The organism is Streptomyces sp. JN8 (assembly GCF_055808075.1).
In genome coordinates this window covers 5,350,680-5,373,771 of record NZ_CM147852.1, presented here as the reverse complement: position 1 = coordinate 5,373,771, position 23,092 = coordinate 5,350,680, and the positions used below count along the sequence as shown (strand labels likewise).

18 protein-coding genes and 1 pseudogene are annotated in these 23,092 nt (G+C 73.2%); 11 read left to right on the top strand and 8 right to left on the bottom strand.

The window, feature by feature from the left end; all coding sequences use genetic code 11:
* The first annotated feature begins 28 nt into the window (after positions 1 to 28).
* Positions 29 to 673, top strand: a complete 645-nt coding sequence (locus ACY0MR_RS23700; RefSeq protein WP_361853367.1) for a TetR/AcrR family transcriptional regulator — start codon at positions 29 to 31, stop codon at positions 671 to 673.
* On the opposite strand, the gene ACY0MR_RS23695 is transcribed toward ACY0MR_RS23700, so the two are convergent.
* Complete coding sequence (locus tag ACY0MR_RS23695) at positions 651 to 1,859, bottom strand: cation:proton antiporter (protein ID WP_361853370.1); 1,209 nt, start codon at positions 1,857 to 1,859, stop codon at positions 651 to 653. The two genes, ACY0MR_RS23700 and ACY0MR_RS23695, sit on opposite strands and share 23 nt — an antisense overlap.
* Before the next feature lie 219 nt (positions 1,860 to 2,078).
* Between ACY0MR_RS23695 and ACY0MR_RS23690 the strand changes: the two genes are divergently transcribed.
* Together ACY0MR_RS23690 and ACY0MR_RS23685 are read left to right on the top strand one after the other, a co-directional pair.
* Positions 2,079 to 2,303: a heavy-metal-associated domain-containing protein gene (locus tag ACY0MR_RS23690; protein ID WP_473555196.1), complete on the top strand. Its 225-nt coding sequence runs from the start codon at positions 2,079 to 2,081 to the stop codon at positions 2,301 to 2,303.
* A 71-nt stretch (positions 2,304 to 2,374) separates the two neighbouring features.
* Positions 2,375 to 4,630, top strand: coding sequence for a heavy metal translocating P-type ATPase (locus ACY0MR_RS23685; protein ID WP_473555194.1), 2,256 nt, complete (start codon positions 2,375 to 2,377; stop codon positions 4,628 to 4,630).
* A 450-nt stretch (positions 4,631 to 5,080) separates the two neighbouring features.
* Here the strand turns inward: ACY0MR_RS23685 and ACY0MR_RS23680 are convergent, their stop codons facing one another.
* Both ACY0MR_RS23680 and recD2 read right to left on the bottom strand, forming a co-directional pair.
* Positions 5,081 to 6,370 (bottom strand): citrate synthase, encoded by a 1,290-nt coding sequence (locus ACY0MR_RS23680; protein WP_026057844.1) that lies wholly within the window; start codon positions 6,368 to 6,370, stop codon positions 5,081 to 5,083.
* Positions 6,371 to 6,549: 179 nt separating this feature from the next.
* On the bottom strand, positions 6,550 to 8,781 hold the full coding sequence (gene recD2, locus ACY0MR_RS23675) for an SF1B family DNA helicase RecD2 (protein ID WP_473555191.1): 2,232 nt from the start codon (positions 8,779 to 8,781) through the stop codon (positions 6,550 to 6,552).
* A 138-nt stretch (positions 8,782 to 8,919) separates the two neighbouring features.
* Between recD2 and ACY0MR_RS23670 the strand changes: the two genes are divergently transcribed.
* The 3 genes from ACY0MR_RS23670 (at position 8,920) to ACY0MR_RS23660 (ending at position 10,121) form a co-directional block, all read left to right on the top strand.
* Entirely contained in the window at positions 8,920 to 9,369 is a 450-nt protein-coding gene (locus ACY0MR_RS23670) for a DUF937 domain-containing protein (RefSeq protein WP_404082616.1), read from the top strand.
* A gap of 102 nt (positions 9,370 to 9,471) precedes the next feature.
* Entirely contained in the window at positions 9,472 to 9,708 is a 237-nt protein-coding gene (locus ACY0MR_RS23665; RefSeq protein ID WP_473555188.1) for a type II toxin-antitoxin system VapB family antitoxin, read from the top strand.
* The gene (locus ACY0MR_RS23660; RefSeq protein WP_473555186.1) at positions 9,705 to 10,121 is read left to right on the top strand and encodes a PIN domain-containing protein; all 417 of its coding nucleotides are present in this window, start codon (positions 9,705 to 9,707) and stop codon (positions 10,119 to 10,121) included. Before ACY0MR_RS23665 ends, ACY0MR_RS23660 begins: the two co-directional genes overlap by 4 nt.
* Positions 10,122 to 10,148: 27 nt before the next feature.
* Here ACY0MR_RS23660 and ACY0MR_RS23655 read toward each other — a convergent pair whose 3' ends face one another.
* Genes ACY0MR_RS23655 through ACY0MR_RS23645 form a run of 3 tightly spaced genes read right to left on the bottom strand, consistent with a single transcriptional unit; the run spans position 10,149 to position 13,248 of the window.
* Entirely contained in the window at positions 10,149 to 10,952 is an 804-nt protein-coding gene (locus ACY0MR_RS23655) for a sugar phosphate isomerase/epimerase family protein (protein WP_473555184.1), read from the bottom strand.
* Positions 10,949 to 12,100, bottom strand: a complete 1,152-nt coding sequence (locus tag ACY0MR_RS23650; RefSeq protein ID WP_473555181.1) for a dihydrodipicolinate synthase family protein — start codon at positions 12,098 to 12,100, stop codon at positions 10,949 to 10,951. Before ACY0MR_RS23650 ends, ACY0MR_RS23655 begins: the two co-directional genes overlap by 4 nt.
* On the bottom strand, positions 12,097 to 13,248 hold the full coding sequence (locus ACY0MR_RS23645) for a Gfo/Idh/MocA family protein (RefSeq protein WP_473555179.1): 1,152 nt from the start codon (positions 13,246 to 13,248) through the stop codon (positions 12,097 to 12,099). The genes ACY0MR_RS23650 and ACY0MR_RS23645 overlap by 4 nt, the downstream gene beginning before the upstream one ends.
* A gap of 110 nt (positions 13,249 to 13,358) precedes the next feature.
* Between ACY0MR_RS23645 and ACY0MR_RS23640 the strand changes: the two genes are divergently transcribed.
* From ACY0MR_RS23640 to ACY0MR_RS23630, 3 genes are all read left to right on the top strand, one after another.
* Positions 13,359 to 14,405, top strand: a complete 1,047-nt coding sequence (locus ACY0MR_RS23640) for a LacI family DNA-binding transcriptional regulator (protein ID WP_473555177.1) — start codon at positions 13,359 to 13,361, stop codon at positions 14,403 to 14,405.
* Positions 14,406 to 15,115: 710 nt separating this feature from the next.
* Positions 15,116 to 15,787: a DUF4097 family beta strand repeat-containing protein gene (locus ACY0MR_RS23635; protein WP_404082626.1), complete on the top strand. Its 672-nt coding sequence runs from the start codon at positions 15,116 to 15,118 to the stop codon at positions 15,785 to 15,787.
* Positions 15,788 to 15,950: 163 nt separating this feature from the next.
* A complete protein-coding gene (locus tag ACY0MR_RS23630) occupies positions 15,951 to 18,236 on the top strand; it encodes a S9 family peptidase (RefSeq protein ID WP_404082628.1) in 2,286 nt (761 codons plus the stop codon).
* A 63-nt stretch (positions 18,237 to 18,299) separates the two neighbouring features.
* Here the strand turns inward: ACY0MR_RS23630 and ACY0MR_RS23625 are convergent, their stop codons facing one another.
* Positions 18,300 to 18,863: an AAA family ATPase gene (locus ACY0MR_RS23625; RefSeq protein ID WP_388798560.1), complete on the bottom strand. Its 564-nt coding sequence runs from the start codon at positions 18,861 to 18,863 to the stop codon at positions 18,300 to 18,302.
* A gap of 142 nt (positions 18,864 to 19,005) precedes the next feature.
* Between ACY0MR_RS23625 and ACY0MR_RS23620 the strand changes: the two are divergent.
* Together ACY0MR_RS23620 and ACY0MR_RS23615 are read left to right on the top strand one after the other, a co-directional pair.
* Positions 19,006 to 19,625: pseudogene (locus ACY0MR_RS23620) on the top strand (LysR substrate-binding domain-containing protein); the annotation flags it as partial.
* Positions 19,626 to 19,735: 110 nt separating this feature from the next.
* Positions 19,736 to 21,571, top strand: a complete 1,836-nt coding sequence (locus ACY0MR_RS23615) for a glycoside hydrolase family 3 protein (protein WP_361853405.1) — start codon at positions 19,736 to 19,738, stop codon at positions 21,569 to 21,571.
* 48 nt (positions 21,572 to 21,619) lie between these two features.
* Here ACY0MR_RS23615 and ACY0MR_RS23610 read toward each other — a convergent pair whose 3' ends face one another.
* Positions 21,620 to 23,065 carry an aminopeptidase gene (locus ACY0MR_RS23610; protein ID WP_404082635.1) on the bottom strand — a complete coding sequence of 482 codons (1,446 nt, stop codon included), beginning with the start codon at positions 23,063 to 23,065 and terminating at the stop codon, positions 21,620 to 21,622.
* Between the last annotated feature and the right edge of the window lie 27 nt (positions 23,066 to 23,092).

Sequence of the window (23,092 nt, the reverse complement as noted above, 5' to 3'; positions counted from 1 at the left end):
AACGTACTGAGGAGATCCGGGGACAGGCATGTCCGAAGAAGAGAAGCCGCGCCGCCGCCAGGCGCGGGGCGAGCGCCGCATCGCGCAGTTGCTCCAGGCCGCCGCGAACGTCTTCTGCGCGAACGGCTACACGGCGTCCAGCACCAACGCGATCGCCCGCGAGGCGCACGTCTCCCCCGGCACGCTCTACCAGTACTTCCCGAACAAGGAGGCCATCGCGATCGAGCTGGGCGAGCGCCTGCTGCACGAGATGCGGGAGGCCCACGGCCAGGCCTTCACCCCGGAGAACCTCGCCCTGCCGCTGCCCGAGCTGCTGGACGCGGTCGTCGACCCGCTGATCGAGTTCAACTGCGCCAACCCGGCCTTCCTCGCCCTGATGCACGGCTCCGAGGTCCCCGGCCGGATCGCGGAGGAGCACGACGAGCTGCACTCCACCCTGCTCACCCGGGTGGAGGGGGTCATCGCCCACTACGCGCCCGAGCTGCCCGCCGCGGACCGGGCCCGGACCGCGGGCATGGCCTTCGCCACCTTCAAGGGAGGCCTGGACCTGGTCCTCGCCGCACCCGAGGGCGCCGAGCGGGACGCCACCGTCGCGGAGCTGAAGACGCTCCTGCTGCGCTACCTCTCGCCGCTGGTCGAGGGCGCCGCGGTCACCACGACTCCGAGCCGCTGATCTGCTCGGAGGGCAGCCCCTTCGCGCCCGACCGCGACTTCAGCGCGACCAGCGGGAAGACGAGCACGGAGACCATGGCCGCGCCGACGAGCGCCGCCGCCTCGCCGGCCGTCATCGCCTTGTCGTCCACGCCGATGGTCGTGATGGCGACGACGAGCGGCAGCGCCGTGGAGCCGTAGAGCACGAGCCCGCGCCGGTCCCGGCGGTCGAGGTCCCGGGGGGCGAGGAACCAGATCGGCCCGCCGCGCACCACCAGGAAGAGCAGCAGGAAGACCGGCAGCAGGAGCAGGGAGCGGCCGCCGTCGAGGAGCGAGGCCAGGTCGAACTCGATGCCGGTCACGACGAAGAACACCGGCACGAGGAAGCCGAAGCCGACGCCCTCGATCTTCTCCAGGATCTGCGGCCCCGACTCGGGCGCGGCCCCGGTCAGGACGAGCCGGGTGATCAGCCCGGCCGCGAAGGCCCCGAGCAGGATGTCGAGGCCGAGGGCCTGCGCGGCGCCCAGCATCAGCGCGATCAGCAGGAAGACGAACCGGACCGCGAACTGCCCGCTGGTGTGCAGGGTCTTGGCGATGATCCGGGAGAACCACGGCGGACGCGGCCGCAGCGCCCAGAACAGCGCCCCGGCGGTGAGCGCCGCGAAGAGCGCGAGCAGGACGGTCGACTCGGCCGCGCCGCGCCCGCTGAGCAGCAGCGCCATCGCGATGATCGGGCCGAACTCGCCGACCGCCCCGAAGGCCATGACGACCGTGCCGAACCGGCCCTGGAGGTCGCCCGAGTCCCGGAGCACCGGCAGGACGGTGCCGAGCGCGGTGCTGGTGAGCGCGACGCCGATGAAGACCCCCTTGGTGTATCCGCCGCCGAGCAGGACGCCGACGGCGAGCCCGAGGACGAGCGCGAGCAGCCAGGCCCGCACGGAGCGCCGGAGGGTGTCTCCGCGGACCTTGCCGAACTCGATCTCGTACCCCGCGAGGAAGATCAGCATCGTGAGCCCGAGCTGTGAGAGTCCGTCGATCAGCGCGTCGGTCCGGGCCCAGTCCAGCACGTCGGGGCCGACGAGGATGCCGAGCAGGATCTCGAAGATGACGAGCGGGACGGGGAGCCGGCGGCCGACTCCGTAGGCGAGCAGCGGCGCCAGGACGGCGATCGCCATGATCAGGATGAGCGTGGTCCCCGCTTGCGACATATCGGGTATTTACCATGGGTTCCAGCCGGATCGCCCGCACCGACGGATGGCGCCCGCGCGTGCGTCCCGCCGGAGGGTCCGACTCCGGGCCCCGCGGACCCCCACCGGGACCCGGGACACGCCGGCATCCCCGGCGCGGCGCCGGCGGCCGGGTGGCATTAATACCCCCTAGGGGTATAGGGTGACCGGGTACGGTCCTGAACCCACGAGGAGAGCGCCATGACCGCAGAGACGAAGACCGACCTCACCACCGTCTACCAGGTCAAGGGCATGACCTGCGGCCACTGCGAGGGCGCGGTGTCGAGCGAGATCTCCGAGCTGCCCGGCGTCTCGTCCGTGACGGCCGTCGCCGCGACCGGCCGGGTGACCGTCGTCTCCACCACCCCGCTCGACGAGGAGGCCGTCCGCGCCGCCGTCGACGAGGCCGGCTACGAGCTGGTCTGACCGCCCCGCCGCCGACACCCCGCAGGGCCGTACCGTTACCGGTACGGCCCTGCTCCCGTTTGGAACCGCACATGACCTCCGGCACCACCGCATCCCCCGTCGACACCGCGGTCACCGAACTGACCATCGGCGGCATGACCTGCGCCTCCTGCGCGGCCCGCGTCGAGAAGAAGCTGAACCGCATGGACGGGGTGACGGCGACCGTCAACTACGCGACGGAGAAGGCGCGGATCGAGCACCTCCCGGAGGTCGGGGTCGACGCGCTCATCGCCACCGTCGTCAAAACCGGCTACACCGCGGAGCGGCCCCCGCCGCCCGAGCCGGACCCCGAGCCGGCCGAGGGCACGGAGGAGCGCGAGCCGGCGCACGACCCGGAGCTCGCCGCCCTCCGGCAGCGGCTCCTCGTCTCCGCCCTGCTCGCGACCCCCGTCGTCCTGCTCGCCATGGTCCCGAGCCTCCAGTTCGACAACTGGCAGTGGCTCTCCCTCACCCTCGCCGCCCCCGTCGTCGTCTGGGGCGGACTGCCCTTCCACCGGGCCGCCTGGACCAACCTCCGGCACGGCGCCGCGACCATGGACACCCTCGTCTCGGTCGGCACCCTGGCCGCCTTCGGCTGGTCGCTGTGGGCCCTCTTCCTCGGCGACGCGGGCATGCCGGGCATGCGGCACGGCTTCGACCTGACCGTCGACCGCTCCGAGGCCTCCTCGGCGATCTACCTGGAGGTCGCGGCGGGAGTCGTCACCTTCATCCTCCTCGGCCGCTACCTGGAGGCCCGCGCCAAGCGCACGGCCGGCGCGGCCCTCCGTGCCCTGATGGAACTCGGGGCCAAGGACGTGGCCGTCCTGCGCGGCGGAACGGAGCAGCGCGTCCCGGTCTCCGCGCTGCGGACCGGCGACCTGTTCGTCGTCCGCCCCGGCGAGAAGATCGCCACCGACGGCACGGTCGCCGAGGGCGCCTCCGCCGTCGACACCGCCCTGCTCACCGGCGAGTCCCTGCCCCTGGACGTCACCGCGGGCAGCGACGTCACCGGGGGCTGCGTCAACGTCTCGGGCCGGCTCGTCGTCCGGGCCACCCGGGTCGGCGCCGACACCCGGCTCGCCCGGATGGCCCGGCTCGTCGAGGACGCGCAGAACGGCAAGGCCGAGGTCCAGCGGCTCGCCGACCGCGTCTCCGCCGTCTTCGTCCCCGTCGTCCTGCTGATCGCGCTCGGCACGCTCGTCACCTGGCTGCTGCTGACCGACGACCCGACGGCCTCCTTCACGGCCGCGGTCGCCGTCCTGATCATCGCCTGCCCCTGCGCCCTCGGCCTCGCCACCCCGACCGCCCTCATGGTCGGCACCGGCCGCGGCGCCCAGCTCGGCATCCTCATCAAGGGCCCCGAGGTCCTGGAGTCCACCCGCCGCGTCGACACGGTCGTCCTCGACAAGACCGGCACGGTGACCACCGGCCGGATGCGCCTGGTGGACGTCCACGTGCACGGCGGCACGTACGGCACCGACTCCACCGACGAGACCGAGCTCCTGCGGCTCGCGGGCGGCCTGGAGCACGCCTCCGAGCACCCGGTCGCCCGCGCGATCGCGGCCGGCGCCGCCGACCGCTGCGGCGAACTCCCCGTACCGAAGACCTTCGAGAACGTGCCCGGGCTCGGCGTGCGCGGGTCCGTGGAAGGCCGGCTCGTCCTCGTCGGACGGGCCGCCCTGCTCGCCGCCGAGGGCGTCGAGGCACCCGGGACGACCGCGCCCGGCGCCGTGCACGTCGCCTGGGACGGGGTCGCCCGCGGCACCCTGACCGTCGCCGACACCGTCAAGGACACCAGCGCGGAGGCCGTCGCCCGGCTCCGCGGTCTCGGCCTGCGCCCGGTGCTGCTCACCGGCGACCACCGGGCCGTCGCGGAGGCCGTCGCCGCCGAGGTCGGCATCGACGAGGTGATCGCGGAGGTGCTGCCCGAGGAGAAGGCGGAGGTCGTCCGGCGGCTCCGGTCGGAGGGCCGGACCGTCGCCATGGTCGGCGACGGGGTCAACGACGCCGCCGCGCTCGCCACCGCCGACCTCGGCCTGGCGATGGGGACGGGCACGGACGCGGCGATCGAGGCGAGCGACCTGACCCTGGTCCGCGGCGACCTGCGCGTCGCGGCCGACGCCATCCGGCTGGCCCGCCGGACCCTCGCGACGATCAAGGGCAACCTCGGGTGGGCCTTCGGCTACAACCTCGCCGCGCTCCCGCTCGCCGCGGCCGGCCTCCTGAACCCGATGATCGCTGGTCTGGCGATGGCCTTTTCGTCCGTCTTCGTCGTATCCAACAGCCTTCGTCTGCGCCGCTTCACGTGAATTCACCCACGTGTGACGCACAAGACCTTCACAAAGAGACCTAGATCACAGATATTGGGGGGTAACCATCTGGGCTGTTCGCGAGTCTAAGTGGGCGATGCCGAGAACGTCTTGGGGGACGTTCATGGAATGTCTTGGGGGACGTTCCAGGCAAGCGTTGGCCGGGGCACGTGCACCGGGGAGCTTTGAGCGGCCCTCCCGTACGTACCCCGGCAGACCGCGTCGCGCCGACCCGCGTTGGCTTCTGCCGACACCCGCAGACGCCCGGCCCGGATCCCGTGGGGGGAATCCGCTCCGGGACATGGGAAGCGCCCCGCTCGTCGACCCGTGGGGGGATCGACGGCGGGGCGCTTCCTCTTCTTCAAGGCTCGGTTCGCCTCCGGGGCGCTGGAGCCGGTGCCGGCACCGACGCGCCCCTTCGGCTCACTCGCCACCAGGGCTCGGCCTTGGTCAGCGCGCCTCGACCGGGACGAAGTCGCGAAGGACCTCGCCGGTGTAGATCTGGCGCGGACGGCCGATGCGGGAGCCGGGCTCCTTGATCATCTCGTGCCACTGGGCGATCCAGCCGGGCAGCCGGCCGAGCGCGAAGAGCACGGTGAACATCTCGGTCGGGAAGCCCATCGCGCGGTAGATGAGGCCCGTGTAGAAGTCCACGTTCGGGTAGAGGTTGCGCGAGACGAAGTACTCGTCGGAGAGCGCGTGCTCCTCCAGCTTGAGCGCGATGTCCAGCAGCTCGTCGGACTTGCCGAGCGCCGAGAGGACGTCGTGCGCCGCAGCCTTGATGATCTTGGCGCGCGGGTCGAAGGACTTGTACACCCGGTGGCCGAAGCCCATCAGGCGGACGCCGTCCTCCTTGTTCTTCACCTTGCGGATGAAGGAGTCGACATCGCCGCCGTTGGCCTTGATGCCTTCCAGCATCTCCAGGACCGACTGGTTGGCGCCGCCGTGCAGCGGGCCCCACAGGGCCGAGATGCCGGCGGAGATCGACGCGAACATGTTCGCCTGCGAGGAGCCGACCAGGCGCACGGTGGAGGTCGAGCAGTTCTGCTCGTGGTCCGCGTGCAGGATCAGCAGCTTGTCGAGGGCGTTGACGACGACCGGGTCCAGGTCGTACTCCTGCGCCGGGACCGAGAAGGTCATGCGCAGGAAGTTCTCGACGTACCCGAGGTCGTTCCGCGGGTAGACGAAGGGGTGGCCGATCGACTTCTTGTACGCGTACGCCGCGATCGTCGGGAGCTTCGCGAGCAGCCGGATCGTGGAGAGGTGGCGCTGCTCCTCGTCGAACGGGTTGTGGCTGTCCTGGTAGAAGGTGGACAGCGCGGAGACCACGGAGGACAGCATCGCCATCGGGTGGGCGTCCCGCGGGAAACCGCGGAAGAAGTTCTTGACGTCCTCGTGGACGAGCGTGTGCTGCGTGATCTCGTTCTTGAAGGTCGCCAGCTCGTCGACCTTGGGCAGCTCGCCGTTGATCAGCAGGTACGCCACCTCAAGGAAGGTGGAGCGCTCGGCCAGCTGCTCGATGGGGTAACCGCGGTACCGCAGAATCCCCTGCTCACCGTCCAGGTAGGTGATCGCGGATTTATAGGCGGCGGTGTTGCCGTATCCGCTGTCCAGGGTGACCAGACCGGTCTGGGCTCGGAGTTTCCCGATGTCGAAGCCCTTGTCGCCGACGGTGCTCTCGACCACCGGGTAGGTGTATTCACCGTCCGCGTACCGCAGTACTACAGAGTTGTCGCTCACGTCATCCCTCACCGACGTAGTGCCTCTTCTTCGAGGTGCCCTGACTGTCTCTACCATCCCCCATTTGGCTCAGGAGAGTGCACTCGGGGTCGACCATTGGGCCAATCGGCGGCACTCAGTGCCGCCAACCTTCATATCCTGCCCCCTTCGCCCCGGTTCCGGTAGCCCTCCGTGATCTTTCACACGGGGGCGCTCCCTGTGAGCCGAAACGCGAGTGCGGTAAAGCGGCGGCCCGCGGAGACCGTGCGGACCGCCTGGGCGATGGCCCGCCGGGAGCCAACCAGGACCACGAGCTTCCTGGCCCGCGTGACGGCCGTGTAGAGGAGGTTGCGCTGGAGCATCATCCAGGCACTCATGGTGACCGGGATCACCACGGCCGGGTACTCGCTGCCCTGCGAGCGGTGGATGGTCACCGCGTACGCGTGCGCCAGTTCGTCCAGCTCGTCGAAGTCGTACGGCACCTCCTCGTCCTCGTCCGTCCGCACGGTCAGCTTCTGCTCGACCGTGTCCAGCTGCGTCACGACGCCGACCGTGCCGTTGAAGACCCCGTTGACACCCTTGTCGTAGTTGTTCCTGATCTGGGTGACCTTGTCGCCGACCCGGAAGACCCGGCCGCCGAACCGCTTCTCCGGCACGTCGGGCCGCCCCGGGGTGATGACCTGCTGCAGCAGCCCGTTCAGCGAGCCCGCACCCGCGGGGCCCCGGTGCATGGGGGCGAGGACCTGCACGTCACGGCGGGGGTCGAGGCCGAACTTGGCCGGAATCCGCCGGGCCGCGACGTCCACGGCGACCCGGGCCGCGTCCTCGGTCTCCTCCTCGACGAAGAGGAAGAAGTCCGGCAGCCCCTCGGTCTTCGGCGGGACGCCGGCGTTGATCCGGTGCGCGTTGGTGACGACGCCGGACTCCTGCGCCTGCCGGAAGATGCGGGTCAGCCGGACCGCCGGCACGGGGCTCCCGGGAGCGAGCAGATCGCCGAGGACCTCGCCCGCGCCGACCGACGGCAGCTGGTCCACGTCGCCCACCAGGAGCAGATGGGCCCCCGGTGCCACCGCCTTCACCAGCTTGTTCGCGAGCAGCAGGTCCAGCATGGACGCCTCGTCGACCACGACCAGGTCGGCGTCCAGGGGCCGGTCCCGGTCGTAGGCCGCGTCACCGCCGGGCTTGAGTTCGAGGAGGCGGTGGACCGTCGAGGCCTCGGCGCCGGTCAGCTCGGCGAGCCGCTTCGCCGCCCGCCCGGTCGGGGCGGCGAGGACCACCTTGGCCTTCTTCGCCCGTGCCAGCTCCACCACGGAGCGGACCGTGAACGACTTGCCGCAGCCGGGGCCCCCGGTGAGCACGGCGACCTTCCGGGTCAGCGCGAGCCGCACGGCCTCCTCCTGCTCGGGCGCGAGCGAGGTCCCCGTCCGGTCCGCGAGCCAGGCGAGGGCCTTGTCCCAGGCCACGTCCCGGAAGGCCGGCATCCGGTCCTCCTCGGCCCGCAGCAGGCGCCGCAGCTGCCCGGCGAGCGACAGCTCGGCCCGGTGGAAGGGGATCAGGTACACGGCGGTCACGGGGGTCCCCTCCGGGCCCGGCACGGTCTCCCGCACCACCCCCTCGGGGTCCTCCGCCAGCTCGGCGAGGCACTCGATGACGAGTCCCGTGTCGACCTGAAGGAGCTTCACCGCGTCGGCGATGAGCCGCTCCTCGGGGAGGAAGCAGTGCCCCTGGTCGCTGGACTGCGACAGGGCGTACTGCAGGCCGGCCTTCACCCGGTCGGGGCTGTCGTGGGGTATGCCCACGGCCTGGGCGATCCTGTCGGCGGTGAGGAAGCCGATGCCCCAGACGTCCGCGGCCAGCCGGTAGGGCTGGTTCCGCACGACCGAGATCGAGGCGTCGCCGTACTTCTTGTAGATCCGCACCGCGATGGAGGTGGAGACGCCGACCCCCTGGAGGAAGACCATCACCTCCTTGATCGCCTTCTGCTCCTCCCAGGCGGCCGTGATCTTCGCGGTCCGCTTGGGGCCGAGCCCGGGGACCTCGATCAGGCGGGCGGGCGCCTCTTCGAGGATGTCGAGCGTGTCGAGCCCGAAGTGCTGCGTGATGCGGTCGGCGAAGACGGGCCCGATGCCCTTCACGAGCCCCGAGCCCAGATACCGGCGGATGCCCTGGATCGTGGCGGGCAGCAGCGTCGTGTAGTTCTCGACGGTGAACTGCTTGCCGTACTGCGGGTGCGAGCCCCAACGGCCCTCCATCCGCAGCGACTCCCCCGGCTGCGCGCCGAGCAGCGCGCCGACCACGGTGAGCAGGTCACCGGCCCCGCGGCCGGTGTCGACGCGGGCGACCGTGTACCCGCTCTCCTCGTTGGCGTAGGTGATCCGCTCCAGGACCCCTTCGAGCACGGCCGAGCCCGGCCCGCGACCTTCGTTGGACATGACCCGACGGTAGCGGGCCGGTAGGACAGCGCGGGCGGTCCCTGGACGACCGGGCGGGCGGCCCGCCGCCGGGACGCGGGGAGCGCCCCGTCCGCTCCCGGCGTGCCGACGGAGGGGGCGGGTCGTAGCGTTTCCGGCATGAGCGAATCCTTCGAGGACGACGTCCTGAACGAGCTGGGCGACGACAGGCTCCGGGAGATCGCCGACGTGCTCGGCACCGACCGCACGGGGGCGCAGGAGGTCGTGGGGAGTTCGGTGGCCGAGCTGGCCGACGAGCTGCGCCGGGCGGCGGACGAGCCGGACAGCGCGGACGAGGTCCGGGCCGCGTTCGGCGAGGTGGCGTCGGCCGAGCCCCCGCTCCAGGGCGTCGCCGGCATCGGCGGCCTCGCGGCCGGCGGCCTCATGGCCGGGGTCCTGGGCCGGCTGGCCCGCCCGGCGGCGAACGCGATCGCGAAGCGCACCGGCATCCCGGCGGCCACCGTGACCCGGACGCTCGACCTCGTGCTCCCGGTGGTCCTGGCGGTCCTGACGAAGCGCGCGGCGGCGAAGAAGGGCCCGGGCGACCCCCTGGGCGGCGGCCACCGCTGACGCGGCCGCCCGGGGCCCGTCCGTCGCAGCCGCCGGGCTGCGCGCGCGGCTATGATGTGGGTCATGTGGGCGAATCTCCCACATGACCCACAAGGGGTGATCATGGGTGTGACCAACGTGGACGTGGACGACGACGTGCTCGCCGAGGCCGCGAAGCTGCTCGGTACGACCACGAAGAAGGACACGATCAACACAGCCCTGGAAGAGGTCATACGGCGTCACCACCGCCGCGCCGCGTTCCAGCGCCTCGCGGATCGCGGCGCGCGGGGGGACCTGGAGCGCACCCGCCGGGACTGGGAGGCCCGCAAGTCCGCCCAGCGCGGCGAGGGCGCAGTGTGATCACCTACCTCGTGGACACCAGCGCGTACGTCCACCTCGGCACGGATCCGGCCGCGCAACGACGCTGGGACGCCGAGATCGAGACCGGCGCCCTCGGCATGTGCGAAGCCACCCGCACGGAGCTCCTCTTCAGCGCCCTGAACGCTGACGATCGCGAGGCGATCGAAGAGGACCTCGCGGCCATGTTCGCGCCGGTACGCGTCCCCAAGGACGCCTGGCGCTGGGTGGAGAGCGCCCAGTACAAGCTGACGCGGACGGGGCAGCACCGCGCGGCCGGCGTCATCGACCTCCTCGTCTGCGCCACGGCGGTCCACCACGGGTTGACCGTGCTGCACCGGGACAACGACTTCGCCACGGTCGCCCGGGTGCTCAAGGAGGTCGAGCAGATGGACGTGCGGCACGCCGGCAGGTGAGGAGCCGTGTGCCGCGGGGGTCCGGGGTCAGAGGGTCAGGAAGTCCTCCAGTGTCTCCTCCAGGACCTCCGTGCCGTCCCGCGACCAGAGGTCGTCGTTGAAGATCTCCACCTCCACCGGGCCCGTCCAGCCCGCCTTCTCCGTCAGGTCCGCCCAGGCGCGGAGGTCGATCGCGCCGGTGCCCAGGCGGCCCCGGCCGGTCAGGACGCCGGCCGGGAGCGGGGTGGTCCAGTCGGCCAGCTGGACGGAGTGGATGCGGCCCGCCGCGCCCGCGCGTTCCACCGCCGCCGGGGCCCGGTCGTCCCACCACAGGTGGTACGTGTCGACCACCACGCCCACCTGCTCGGGCGGGAAGTGCTCCGCCACGGCCAGCGCCTGGTCGAGGGTGGAGACCGCGCAGCGGTCGGCGGCGTACATCGGGTGGAGGGGTTCCACGGCCAGGCGGACACCGCGCTCCCCCGCGTACGGCGCGAGGACGCCGATCGCCTCGGTGATCCGGGCCCGGGCCGCGGGCAGGTCCGGGAAGGCCGGGGTGAGGCCGCCGGAGACCAGGACGAGGGTGTCCGTGCCGAGCGCCACCGCCTCGTCGATCGCCGCCCGGTTCTCCGCCTCCCAGCCGTCCGTCGTGAAGAACCCGCCGCGGCAGAGGGTGCTGACCCTCAGGCCCGCGTCCCGCACGAGCGCGGCCGCCGCCTCCACCCCGTACTCCCGCACCGGTTCGCGCCAGAGCCCCACGCCCGTGATCCCGAGCCGGCGGCAGTGGCCGACCAGGTCGGGCAGGGACAGCTGCCTGACCGTCATCTGGTTGATGCTGAAGCGGTCGAGGTTCACCGCAGGCCCCCCTGGACCGCCAGGAGGGAGCGCATCCGCGCCTCGGCGAGCTCCGGGTCCGGGAACAGCCCCAGTTCGTCCGCCAGTTCGTACGCCCGCGCGAGGTGCGGGAGCGAGCGCGCGGACTGCAGGCCGCCGACCATCGTGAAGTGCTCCTGGTGGCCGGCCAGCCAGGCCAGCAGGACGACCCCCGTCTTGTAGAAGCGGGTCGGCGCCCCGAAGAGGTGCCGGGAGAGGGCGACCGTCGGGTCGAGGATCGCGCGGAAGCCGGCCGTGTCGCCCGTGTCCAGGGCCCGTACCGCCTCCGCCGCGAGCGGTGCCAGCGGGTCGAAGACGCCCAGCAGGGCGTGGCTGAAGCCCTGTTCGTCGCCCGCGATCAGCTCCGGGTAGTGGAAGTCGTCGCCCGTGTAGCAGCGCACCCCCTTCGGCAGGCGGCGGCGCAGCGCGACCTCCCGCCCGGCGTCCAGGAGCGAGACCTTGATGCCGTCGACCTTGTCCGGGTGCGCGGCGATCAGCTCCAGGAAGGTGTCGGTCGCCGCGTCGAGGTCGGTCGAGCCCCAGTAGCCGTCGAGCGCCGGGTCGAACATCGGGCCCAGCCAGTGCAGGATCACCGGCTCGCCCGCCTGGCGGAGGAGATGCCCGTACAGGCCGAGGTAGTCCTCGGGCCCCGAGGCCGCCGCCGCGAGGGCGCGGGAGGCCATGAGGACGGCCTGCGATCCCGTCTCCTCGACGAGCGCGAGCTGCTCCTCGTACGCCCCGCGCACCTCCGCGAGGCCCGCGGGGCCGGTGAGCTGGTCCGTGCCGACCCCGCAGGCGATCCGCCCGCCGACGGCCCGCGCCTCCGCCGCGCTGCGGCGGATCAGCTCGGCCGCGCCCGCCCAGTCGAGCCCCATGCCGCGCTGCGCGGTGTCCATGGCATCGGCGACCCCGAGGCCATGGGACCAGAGGTGGCGGCGGAAGGCGAGGGTGGCGTCCCAGTCGACGGCGGCGGGCGCGTCGGGGCCGGTGTCGGCGTACGGGTCGGCGACCACGTGGGCGGCGGAGAAGACGGTCCGGGAGACCGGCGGACCGCCGCGGCCCGGGGTCGCGGGTGCGGCGCGGGGGACGTACTCCCGTACGCCGCCGCCGGGCCGGGGCAGGCGGATCACAGGGCGACCTCCGGGACGTCGAGGCGGCGGCCCTCGGCGGCGGACCGCAGGCCGAGCTCGGCGAGCTGGACTCCACGGGCCCCGGCGAGCAGGTCCCAGCGGTACGGCTCGTCGAGGACGACGTGCCGCAGGAACAGCTCCCACTGGGCCTTGAAGCCGTTGTCGAACACGGCGTTGTCGGGGACCTCCTGCCACTGGTCGCGGAAGTCCTCGGTCGCCGGGACGTCCGGGTCCCAGACGGGCTTGGGGGTGGCCGAGCGGTGCTGGACGCGGCAGTCGCGCAGTCCGGCGACGGCCGAGCCGTGGGTGCCGTCGACCTGGAACTCGACGAGTTCGTCGCGGTGGACGCGGACCGCCCAGGAGGAGTTGATCTGGGCGACGGCGCCGCCCTCCAGCTGGAAGATGCCGTAGGCGGCGTCGTCGGCGGTGGCCTCGTACGGCTTGCCCTGCTCGTCCCAGCGGCGCGGGACGTGGGTGGCGACGTGGGCGGTCACCGAGGTGACGCGGCCGAAGAGCTCGTGGAGGACGTACTCCCAGTGCGGGAACATGTCGACGACGATGCCGCCGCCGTCCTGGGCGCGGTAGTTCCAGCTGGGACGCTGGGCGTCCTGCCAGTCGCCCTCGAAGACCCAGTAGCCGAACTCGCCCCGCACGGACAGGATCTCGCCGAAGAAGCCGCCGTCGATCAGGCGCTTGAGCTTGCGCAGGCCCGGCAGGAAGAGCTTGTCCTGGACGACGCCGTGCTTGACGCCCTTCGCGGTGGCCAGCCGGGCGAGCTCCAGGGCGCCGGCGAGGTCGGCGGCGGTGGGCTTCTCGGTGTAGACGTGCTTGCCGGCGTGGACGGCCCTGGTGATCGCCTCGGCGCGGGCGGAGGTGACCTGGGCGTCGAAGTAGACGTCGATCGTGTCGTCCGCGAGGACGGCGTCGAGGTCGGTGGACCACTCGGTGAGTCCGTGGCGCTCGGCGAGGGCGCGCAGGGCGGGCTCGCGGCGGCCGACGAGGACCGGTTCGGGCCAGAGGGTCTCGCCGTCGCCCAGGTCGAGGCCGCCCTGGTCGCGCAGGGCGAGGATCGAGCGGACGAGGTGCTGGCGGTGGCCCATCCGTCCGGTGACGCCGTTCATGGCGATGCGGACTGTCCTGCGTGTCACGAAAGGTTCCTCTCCCCGGCGTTCCGCGCTTCGATAGAAAGCGCTTTCCATCGGCGGTGACGCTAGCCTGCCGACATCGCCGTCGACAAGGCCCCGGAGGTACGCACACAGTGACCGTCACCCTGGCGGACGTGGCCGCCCGCGCCCGGGTCTCCCCCGCCACCGTCTCCCGCGTCCTCAACGGCAACTACCCGGTCGCCGAGTCGACGCGCGAGCGGGTGCTGCGGGCCGTCGACGAGCTGGACTACGTCCTCAACGGGCCCGCGAGCTCCCTGGCCGCCGCGACGTCCGACCTGGTCGGCGTCCTCGTCCACGACATCGCCGACCCCTTCTTCGGGATCATGGCGAGCGCGGCGCAGGGCGCCATCGGGGAGGGCGGGTCGGGGCGCGGCGGCGGCGAGAAGCTCGCCGTCGTCTGCAACACCGGCGGCTCCCCCGAGCGGGAGCTGACCTACCTCACCCTGCTCCAGCGCCAGCGGGCCGCGGCCGTGATCCTCATGGGCGGTTCCCCGGAGGACCCCGAGCACCTGGCGGCGACCACCGGGAAGCTGGCGAAGCTGGCGGAGGCGGGGACCCGGGTGGTGCTGTGCGGGCGGCCGCCGGTCGCCGGCGACGCGAACGCGGCGGCGCTGGTCTTCGACAACCGGGGCGGCGCGCGGCGCCTCACCGAGCACCTGCTCGGACTCGGGCACCGGCGCATCGGTTACGCGGCCGGCCCGGCCGACCGGACCACCACCCGGCACCGCTTGGAGGGCCACCGGGCCGCGCTCGCGGCGGCGGGGGTCACCGAGGGGCCGACGGTGCACGGCGCGTACGACCGCCGGGCCGGATACGAGGCCACGGCCGAGCTCCTCGCCCGCGATCCGGACCTCACCGCGGTCGTCGCCGCCAACGACACGGTCGCCCTCGGCGTCTGCGCGGCACTGCGGGAACGCGGCCTGTCGGTCCCCGGTGACGTGTCGGTGGCCGGCTTCGACGACCTGCCGTTCTCGGTGGACGCGGTGCCGGCGCTGACGACGGTCCACCTGCCGCTGCACGCGGCGGGCACGCGCGCGGGCCGCCTCGCGATGGGCACGGAGGACGCCCCCCGGGGAGGCCTGGCCCGCGTGGCGGCGGAGCTGGTGGTCCGGGGGTCGACCGGGCGGCCCCGGAAGTAGGGGCGCGGGGTCGAGTACGCCGCGGGCGGGCGGCGGGACGTCACGGGGTCCTCCGGCGAGACGCGACGCCGCCGCCGGACGTGTTCGTGATGGCGGAGGGCGAAGTCGTGTCGCTGCGGGCCGATTTCGGGTTCTCGGTGCCCATATCGCCTCGCGTGAAGGCCGGTTGACCTCACCCGGATCCTCCCGCACCCGCGAGAAGCCGCCGGGCGCGTCGGCGGCCATGGCCGCGGACCGCGGCGGCCGTGCGAGGTGCCGTCGGAATGCAGTGACCTGAACGCGCCCTCGCATCAGGGCAGTCGGCGCCGGACGTCGCGCCCACCTCAGGACGGAGCGACCCCGGGGCGCGCGGGGGCGCGGGGGCGCGCGTTCGACCAGCCCGCGGCCGCGCGCCCCGGGGGCCGCACCCCCGACCCCCACACGCCCGACCCCCGCACGCCCGACCCCCGCACCCCCGAGCGCGCACACCCCGAGCCCGGACGCCGCACCCCGCCCCGCAGTGCGTTCACCTCCACCCCATTGCAACATCCATGCCTCCTCTCGTTGCGTTAGCCGCGAAACCGTTGCAACGAATTACCTCAACTGACCTGCAATGACGGCAACTCTGCGCAACGAGGATGTTGCCAGCACCGTGAACGCAACGTAGCTTTTCCCTCATCGGAAACAGCGCGCCGCAAGCAGGCGGCACACCGGATCGAAGGAGAAGCACCATGCAGACGTTCAACACCACCGCCGCCGTCACCGCCGTCCTCGACATCCCCGCCGGCCGCATCCGGCTCGTCGCCGCCGACCGCGCCGACGCCACCGTCGACGTCCGCCCCGCGAACCCCGCCAAGGGCAACGACGTGAAGGCGGCCGAGGAGGTCTCGGTCGAGTTCGCCCACGGCGTCCTGCGGATCGCCGCCGCCCCGGCCAAGAACCGGATCCTGGGCGACTCCGGCTCCGTCGAGGTCACCGTCCAGCTCCCGGCCGGCTCCGCCGTCGAGGCCAGGACGGCCGCCGCCGACCTCCGCGGCGTCGGACCGCTCGGCGACGTCCGGTTCGAGGGCGCTCAGGGCACGGTCGAGCTCGACGAGGCCGCGAGCGCCCGACTCGCCCTGCTCGCGGGCGACATCACGGTCGGCCGCCTCGGCGGATCCGCCGAGATCAGCACCCAGAAGGGCGACCTGCGCGTCTCCGAGGCCACCCGGGGCTCGGTCGTGCTGCGCACCGAGTCCGGCGCCATCGCGATCGGCGCCGCCCGCGGCGTCTCCACCACCCTGAACGCCGGCACCGCCTACGGCCGCGTCCACAACGCCCTCGTCAACGCCGAGGGCGCCGCCGCCGGACTGACCGTCCACGCCACCACCTCGTACGGCGACATCACCGCCCGCAGCCTCTGAACCGCCGCGCCGGAGCGCCGCCGGAGCACCACCCGGCGGCCACTCGGCCCCCGGCTCCGGCTCCGGCCACCGCCCTGTACGCGAGACCCGAGCGATCCCACCCACCGATCCCACCGACCCCGACCCGCTCGCCATCGACCGACCCCGAGGACGGACACCCCGCATGAGCACCACCGAGAACTACCAGGCCGCCGAGCGGCTCCTCCGCCGCCCCGCCCGCCCGGGCGAGCTCGTCGTCGGCGACAAGGTCCGGCCGCAGTGGATCGACGGCGGCGCCCGCTTCTGGTACGCGGTCGCCGACGGAGCCGGCAAGCGGTTCGTGCTGGTCGACCCCGCGGCGGGCAGCCGGCGCCCCGCCTTCGACCACGCCCGGCTGGCCGCCTCGCTGGCCGCCGCCGCCGGGCAGCCGGTCGACCCCGAGGCCCTGCCGTTCCCCGGCATCGAACTCTCCGACGGCGAGGTCCGGTTCGCGGCGTTCGGCGCCTACTGGCGCTGCGACCTCGACGCGTACACCTGCGGGCCGGCCGAGTTCACCGCCCCGGGCAACCCCCTCGACGTGATCTCGCCCGACGGCAGGTCGGCGGTGTCCCAGCGCGGGCACGACCTGTGGGCCCGGTCGCTGTCCGACGGCCGCGAGTGGCCCCTGACCACGGACGGCGCCCCCGGCCACGCCTATGGCCGGGGTCCCGCCGCGACCGGGAACGCCACCCTGCTCCGCAAGCTCGGCCTGCCCCACCTGCCGCCCGCGGTCGCCTGGTCGCCGGACTCGACCAGGGTCCTCGCGCACCGGACCGACGAGCGCGAGGTCCGCCGGACCCACCTGGTGGAGGCCCGGCCCGCCGACGGCGGCGCCCCGCGCCCGCACACCCAGCCGTACGCGTACGCCGGGGACGAGCACCTGCCGCTGGCCGAGCTGGTCGTGCTCGACGTCGCCGAGGGCACGGTCGTCCGGGCCCGGACCGAGCCCCTGATCATGACCCACGTGTCGCCCGTCACCGTGAAGTGGGCCTGGTGGTCCGCGGACGGCTCGGCCGTCCACTTCCTCGCCCGGTCCCGCGACCACCGCTCCCTCACCCTGAACCGCCTCGACCCGGTCACCGGCGAGGTCGCCACCCTGATCGGCGAGTCCGGCGAGACCCGGGTCGAGCCCAACCAGTGGATGACGGAGCCGCCCCTCGTGCGGGTGCTCGCCGACGAGGTGCTGTGGTTCTCGCAGCGCGACGGCTGGGGCCACCTCTACCGCTACGACCTGCACACCGGCGAACTGCTCGGCCGGGTCACCTCCGGACCGTGGCTGGTCCGGCAGATCCTGCGCGTCGACGAGGCGGAGCGGGTCGTGTACTTCACCGCCTCCGGGCTCGTCGAGGAGGACCCGTACCGCCGCACCGTGTGCCGGGTCGGCCTGGACGGCTCCGGCTTCACCCGGCTCACCGACGACGCGCTCGACCACGTCACCGTCCAGCCGGAGGGCCCGTACGCCCGGGAGTACTTCGTCGACTCGGCGTCCACCGTCGACACCGCCCCCGTGACCACCGTCCGCGACTGGACCGGCCGGGTCCTGGTGGAGCTGGAGCGCGCCGACGTCACCGGGCTCGTCGCCACCGGGTGGACCGCGCCGGAGCGCTTCCGCGTCAAGGCGGCCGACGGCGAGACCGACGTCTACGGGGTGCTGTACCGTCCGCGGGGCTTCGACCCCGCCCGGCGCTACCCGGTGGTGGACACCCTCTACCCCGGGCCGCAGGTCAACCGGGTCGCCCCGTGCTTCGACCCCGGCGGCATGGGCCTGGACGCGGAGCCCCTGGCGGCCCTCGGCTTCGTGGTGATCGCGCTGGACGGCCGGGGCACCCCGGGACGGAGCAAGGCCTTCCACGACGCCTCCTCCGGCCGGCTGGCCGACGCGGGCTCGCTCGCCGACCACGTCGCGGCACTGGGGCAGCTGGCCGGGACCCGGCCGTGGATGGACCTGGACCGGGTCGGCGTCTTCGGCCACTCCGGGGGCGGGTTCGCCGCGGCGCGCGCCCTGCTCGACTTCCCCGAGGTCTACCGGGCCGGGGTGGCGCTCTCCGGCTCGCACGACGCCCCCACCTTCAACGCCGGCTTCGTCGAGGCGTACGACGGCGCCGGCGCCCCCGCGGCCTGGGCCCGGACCTCCAACCTGGACCTGGCCGACCGGCTGGCCGGGAGGCTGCTGCTCGTCCACGGCGAGATGGACGACCAGGTCCACCCGCAGCAGACCCTGCGGCTCGCCGAGCGGCTCCTCGCCGCCGGCAAGGACTTCGAACTGCACGTGGTGCCCGGGGCCGAGCACACCTTCATCGACTGCCTGGCCCATGTCCGCACCCGCTGCTGGGACTTCCTGGTCCGCGAGCTGGCGGGAGCGCAGCCGCCCGCCTACCGCCCGGCGCCCCTCCTGATCGGCCCCGAGCTGCTCGCCGACATGTTCGCCTGACCGTGCCGCTGCCCGAGCGGGAGCGGGCCCGCCGGACCCCGCCCACGGGCGGGGTCCGGCGGGCTACGCCGCCGGGGTCAGGCCGGTCGCGGCGAGGACCGCGTCGACCGTCTCCGCCACCGTGAGGTCCGCGTTGTCGATCCAGACGCCCTCGCCCGACAGTTCCTCGCGCATCGCCTCGTCCAGGAAGGTCCAGTCGGTCGTCAGACGCTTGTCCCGGGCGTTGTTGCGCTCCCAGGCCTTGGCGGGTCCGGGGGCCAGGACCACCAGGTGGAGCGCGGCCACCGTGCTGTGGGCGCGGTAGTGGTCCAGGTGCGAGCGGCGTACGACCACGTCGTCGACGACCGGGAGGAAGCCCGCGGCCGCGAAGCTGCCGGCCAGCAGGCAGGCGTTGCGGGCGCGGAGCAGGATCTGGCGGTCCGCCTCCGGGTCGCCGTCCGGGGTGGGCCAGTGGCCGCCGCTCACGATGAGGGACTGGAGTCCGTCGACCTCGATGTGCGCGGCGCGCGCGAAGCGGGCCGCGAGGGCCGCCGCGACGGTGGACTTCCCGCTGCCGGGGATCCCGGCGAGCAGCACCGCTCCGGGGGCCGGATCGGGGGCGTCGACGGTGATGTCCTCGAAGGTCATACGGGCCTCTCCTCGCTGGTCGCGGGCCGTTCCTCGCCGAGGGGACGGCCGGTCGACGATACGGCCGCGGGCGCGGGCGCCGCCACGGGATTCCCGGCGGCCCGGCGACCGGGCGCGAACGAGGTCAGGGCCCCTCCCCCGACGAGCAGCGCCGCCGCGCACCAGCGCGGAGCTGGGCCGGGCGCCCCCCGAGGTCGACGCCCGGCTCTCGGAGGTGGATCCGCACGTGTCGGTGGACCTGGTGGCCCGCGGGGTGATCGACCTGGCGGTGGCCCACGACTGGGACATCGCCCCGCTGCCGGTGCCGCCGGGGGTCGGGCAGGCGGTGATCGGCGACGACCTGTGCGACATCCTGGTCCACCGGGGGCATCCGCTCGCCTGGCGGGACGCGGTGCGCCGGGAGGAGCCGGCGGCGGAGCGGTGGATCTCGCAGCCGCCGGGGACGGTCTGCCACGACTGGCTGACGCGGACGCTGCGGGAGACCGGCTTCGAGCCACTGATCGTCCATCAGGCGGAGGAGGACCACACGCAGGTCGCCCTGGTGGCCGCCGGTCTGGGCATCGCGCTGGTGCCGCGCCGGGGCGCGGGGCGCTGCCGCCGGAGGTGGGGCCGGTCCGGCTGGACCCGGTGCCGACGCGCCGGCTGCACGCCATGTGGCGGACCGGGGCGGCGCGGCGCCCGGCGATCCGGGAGACGGTCCGTACGCTCCAGGAGCTCTGGCCCGGGATCGCCGCCGTGGGTGATTCGTGCGCAGGTCCTTGACCTGGCAGTTACTTTCGGGCTATCCGTGACTCCTTGGAAGTTTCCTTCACGGGCTTCCGAGGAGTCCGCATCTGGATTCCTTCAACCTCGCACGGCCGGAAGGAGCATCAGTGCACCACCGCGCCCCCGCCCCCTCCCGACGCACCCTCCTCACGGTGACCGCCGCCGCGGCAGCGGCCGCCGTCACCGGGGCGAGCAGCCCCGCCCTCGCCGGACAGGACCGGTACGACGACCGGAGGCTCCGGCGGATCATCGACCGCATGTCCCTGGAGGAGAAGGTCGGCCAGCTCTTCGTGATGCGGGTGTACGGCCACTCGGCCACCGCACCCGACCAGGCGGACATCGACGCCAACCTCCAGGAGATCGGCGTCCGTACGGCCGCCGAGCTCGTCGAGCGGTACCACGTGGGCGGAGTCATCTACTTCTCCTGGGCCCACAACACCCGGGACCCGCAGCAGATCGCCGCGCTGTCCAACGGCATCCAGCAGGCCGCGCTGGCCCAGCCCACGCCCGTCCCCGCGCTCATCTCCACCGACCAGGAGCACGGCATCGTCTGCCGGATGGGCGAGCCGGCCACCCTGGTGCCCGGCGCCATGGCCCTCGGCGCGGGCGGCTCGCACGCCGACGCCCGCCGCGCGGCGCAGATCGCGGGCGCCGAACTGGCGGCCGTCGGCATCCGGCAGAACTACGCCCCGGTCGCCGACGTCAACGTCAACCCGGCCAACCCGGTCATCGGCGTGCGCTCCTTCGGCTCCGACCCGGCGGCGGTCGCCGGCCTGGTCGCCGCGCAGGTCAAGGGATACCAGCGGGCCGGGGTCGCGGCCACCTCCAAGCACTTCCCGGGGCACGGCGACACCGCCGTCGACAGCCACTACGGCCTCCCGACGATCACCCACACCCGGGCCCAGTGGAGCGAGCTCGACGCTCCGCCGTTCCGGTCCGCGATCGCCGCCGGGATCGACTCGATCATGACCGCGCACATCGTGGTGCCCGCCCTCGACCCGAGCGAGGACCCGGCGACGCTCTCCCGGCCGATCCTCACCGGCATCCTCCGCGAGGAGCTCGGCTACGACGGCGTGGTGGTCACCGACGCGCTCGGCATGGAGGGGGTGCGCACCAAGTACGGCGACGAGCGCGTCCCGGTCCTCGCCCTGAAGGCCGGCGTGGACCAGCTGCTCAACCCGCCGAAGCTGGACGTGGCCTGGAACGCGGTCCTGAGGGCCGTCCGGGAGGGCGAACTGACGGAGGCCCGGCTCGACGAATCGATCCTGCGGATCCTGCGGCTCAAGTCGAAGCTCGGCCTGTTCCGGAACGCGTACGTCACCCGGGCCGGTGTCGAGCGGGTGGTCGGCACCGCGGCCCACCTCGCCCAGGCCGACCGGATCGCCGAGGCGACCACGACCCTGCTCGTCAACGAGGGCGGCTTCCTGCCGCTGGACCGGACCCGCCATCGCTCGGTCCTGGTCGTGGGCGCCGACCCGGCCTCCCCGTCGGGCACGACCGGCCCGCCGACCACGACGCTCGCGACCGCGCTGACGGAGCTGGGGTTCACCGCGACCGCGCTCTCCACCGGGACCGCCCCGACCGCCGCGCGGATCGAGGAGGCGGTGGCGGCGGCCGCCGGGAAGGACGTCGTCGTGGTGGGCACGTACAACGTCACCGCGGCCAGTACGCAGCGCACGCTCGTGGCGCGGCTGGCCGCGACCGGGGTGCCCGTCGTGACGATCGCGATCCGCAACCCGTACGACGTCGCCCGGACCTCCGGCCAGCGGGCCGCGCTCGCCACCTACTCCTGGACCGACGTCGAACTCCGCGCCGCCGCGAGGGTCCTGGCGGGCCGGGCGCGGCCCGGGGGCAGGCTGCCGGTCCCGGTGCAGAGCGCCGACGACCCGGCGACGGTGCTCTACCCGGTGGGACACGGCCTGTCGTACCGCCGGAGCGGCTGACACGGCGGGGGCGGGGCGGGCCGCCGGCGCGCCCCGCCCCCGCGCGGGTCACGGCCGCAGGCCGTGCTCCTTCGTCGCGTCCTCGTCGACCTTCCGGTCGAGGCGCGCGTCGAAGCGGGCCAGCGGCTGCGCCGCCTGGACGGCCGGGGCGGGGACGCCGGCCCAGGCGAGGATGCGGGCGGTGGCGTTGTTCCGCTCGGCCTCGACGAGCCCGTCGACGTTCGCGCCGTGGTTGGCGCCCGGCGCCACGTACACGTAGCTGTCGCGGGCGCTCTTGCCCAGGTGGAACTTCTCGGAGCCCCACGGGTCGTTGCCGCCGTACACGAACAGCATCCGGTTCGCGTTCTTGCGGACCCAGTCGTCCACGTCGCGCATGGCGTGCGGCTTGAACTTCATCGGGATCTCGCGCGGCACGAAGTTGCGCGCGGGCTGGTAGCCGTAGCGGCTCAGGCCCTTGAGGTGCGGCTGCTTGATGTCGGGCGAGCCGAGCTCCGTCGCCGCCTGGTAGTAGTACGGCGTGTACGGCTCCAGGCCCTGGTCGGTGTACGCGGACCAGCCGGAGTAGGCGTCGATCGTCTCGTAGACGGTGTCGTCGCTCGCGGTCCGGGCGTCCGGGATCTGGTCGCAGACGTCCTCGCCGTAGTACTGCCAGAAGCCCCACACGAAGTCGAGGACGACGGCTTCGAAGGCCTTGTCCAGGGTGCCGATGGTGTTGAAGGTGGCGCCCTCCGACTCGGCCCACGCCTTGTACTTGGCCTCCAGGGGCCCGCGGCGGAGCAGGGCCTCGCGCTGCATGCCGTTCAGCCGGTCGCGGCACTCCTTGGTGCCGACGGTCGCGAAGAACCGGTCGTAGGCCGAGTCCTCCTTGTTGACCACGTCGTTCGGGGCCACGTAGGCGACGACGCCGTCCATGTCGTTCGGGTAGAAGCGCTCGAAGTACGTGGCGGTCATGCCGCCCTTGGAGGCGCCCGTGGAGAGCCACTTCTGGCCGTAGATCTTCTTCAGTGCGGTGAAGATCCGGTGCTGGTCGCTGGCCGCCTGCCAGATGTCGAGCTTCGACCAGTCGGCGGGCTGCGGGCGGGACGGCGTGAAGAAGCGGTACTCCATGGAGACCTGGTTGCCGTCGACGATCCGCGTCGGCTCGGCGCGGCTCGGGGTGGTGCTCAGCGAGTATCCGCTGGTCCGGAAGACGGTCGGGCGGCTCGTGTCCTTGTGGAGGACGGAGATCCGCTGGTCGAACGTGCCGGCCCACGGGCGGCGGTGGTCGATCGGCTGCTTGTAGTTCAGGACGAAGAAGCGGTAGCCCGCGTACGGCTTCTCCTCGATCAGGCTCATCCCGGGGATCGCCAGGATGCGGTCCTTGATGTCCGTGCTCTGCGAGTCGACGACGGCCGTGCTGTCCGTGTCCGTGTCCGCGGCGGTAGCCACGCCGGTCGGTGCCACGGTGCCTATGAGCACCGAAAGCGACAGCGCCCATCTCAGCGACTTGCGCATTCACCCTCCTTGGTTCACAACGGTGTC

What these genes read in the sequence shown, in the direction of transcription:
- ACY0MR_RS23700 (WP_361853367.1), top strand. Translation starts at nt 29, where the DNA reads ATGTCCGAAGAAGAGAAGCCGCGCCGCCGCCAGGCGCGGGGCGAGCGC.
- ACY0MR_RS23695 (WP_361853370.1), bottom strand. Translation starts at nt 1,859, where the DNA reads ATGTCGCAAGCGGGGACCACGCTCATCCTGATCATGGCGATCGCCGTC.
- ACY0MR_RS23690 (WP_473555196.1), top strand. Translation starts at nt 2,079, where the DNA reads ATGACCGCAGAGACGAAGACCGACCTCACCACCGTCTACCAGGTCAAG.
- ACY0MR_RS23685 (WP_473555194.1), top strand. Translation starts at nt 2,375, where the DNA reads ATGACCTCCGGCACCACCGCATCCCCCGTCGACACCGCGGTCACCGAA.
- recD2 (WP_473555191.1), bottom strand. Translation starts at nt 8,781, where the DNA reads ATGTCCAACGAAGGTCGCGGGCCGGGCTCGGCCGTGCTCGAAGGGGTC.
- ACY0MR_RS23670 (WP_404082616.1), top strand. Translation starts at nt 8,920, where the DNA reads ATGAGCGAATCCTTCGAGGACGACGTCCTGAACGAGCTGGGCGACGAC.
- ACY0MR_RS23665 (WP_473555188.1), top strand. Translation starts at nt 9,472, where the DNA reads ATGGGTGTGACCAACGTGGACGTGGACGACGACGTGCTCGCCGAGGCC.
- ACY0MR_RS23635 (WP_404082626.1), top strand. Translation starts at nt 15,116, where the DNA reads ATGCAGACGTTCAACACCACCGCCGCCGTCACCGCCGTCCTCGACATC.
- ACY0MR_RS23630 (WP_404082628.1), top strand. Translation starts at nt 15,951, where the DNA reads ATGAGCACCACCGAGAACTACCAGGCCGCCGAGCGGCTCCTCCGCCGC.
- ACY0MR_RS23625 (WP_388798560.1), bottom strand. Translation starts at nt 18,863, where the DNA reads ATGACCTTCGAGGACATCACCGTCGACGCCCCCGATCCGGCCCCCGGA.
- ACY0MR_RS23610 (WP_404082635.1), bottom strand. Translation starts at nt 23,065, where the DNA reads ATGCGCAAGTCGCTGAGATGGGCGCTGTCGCTTTCGGTGCTCATAGGC.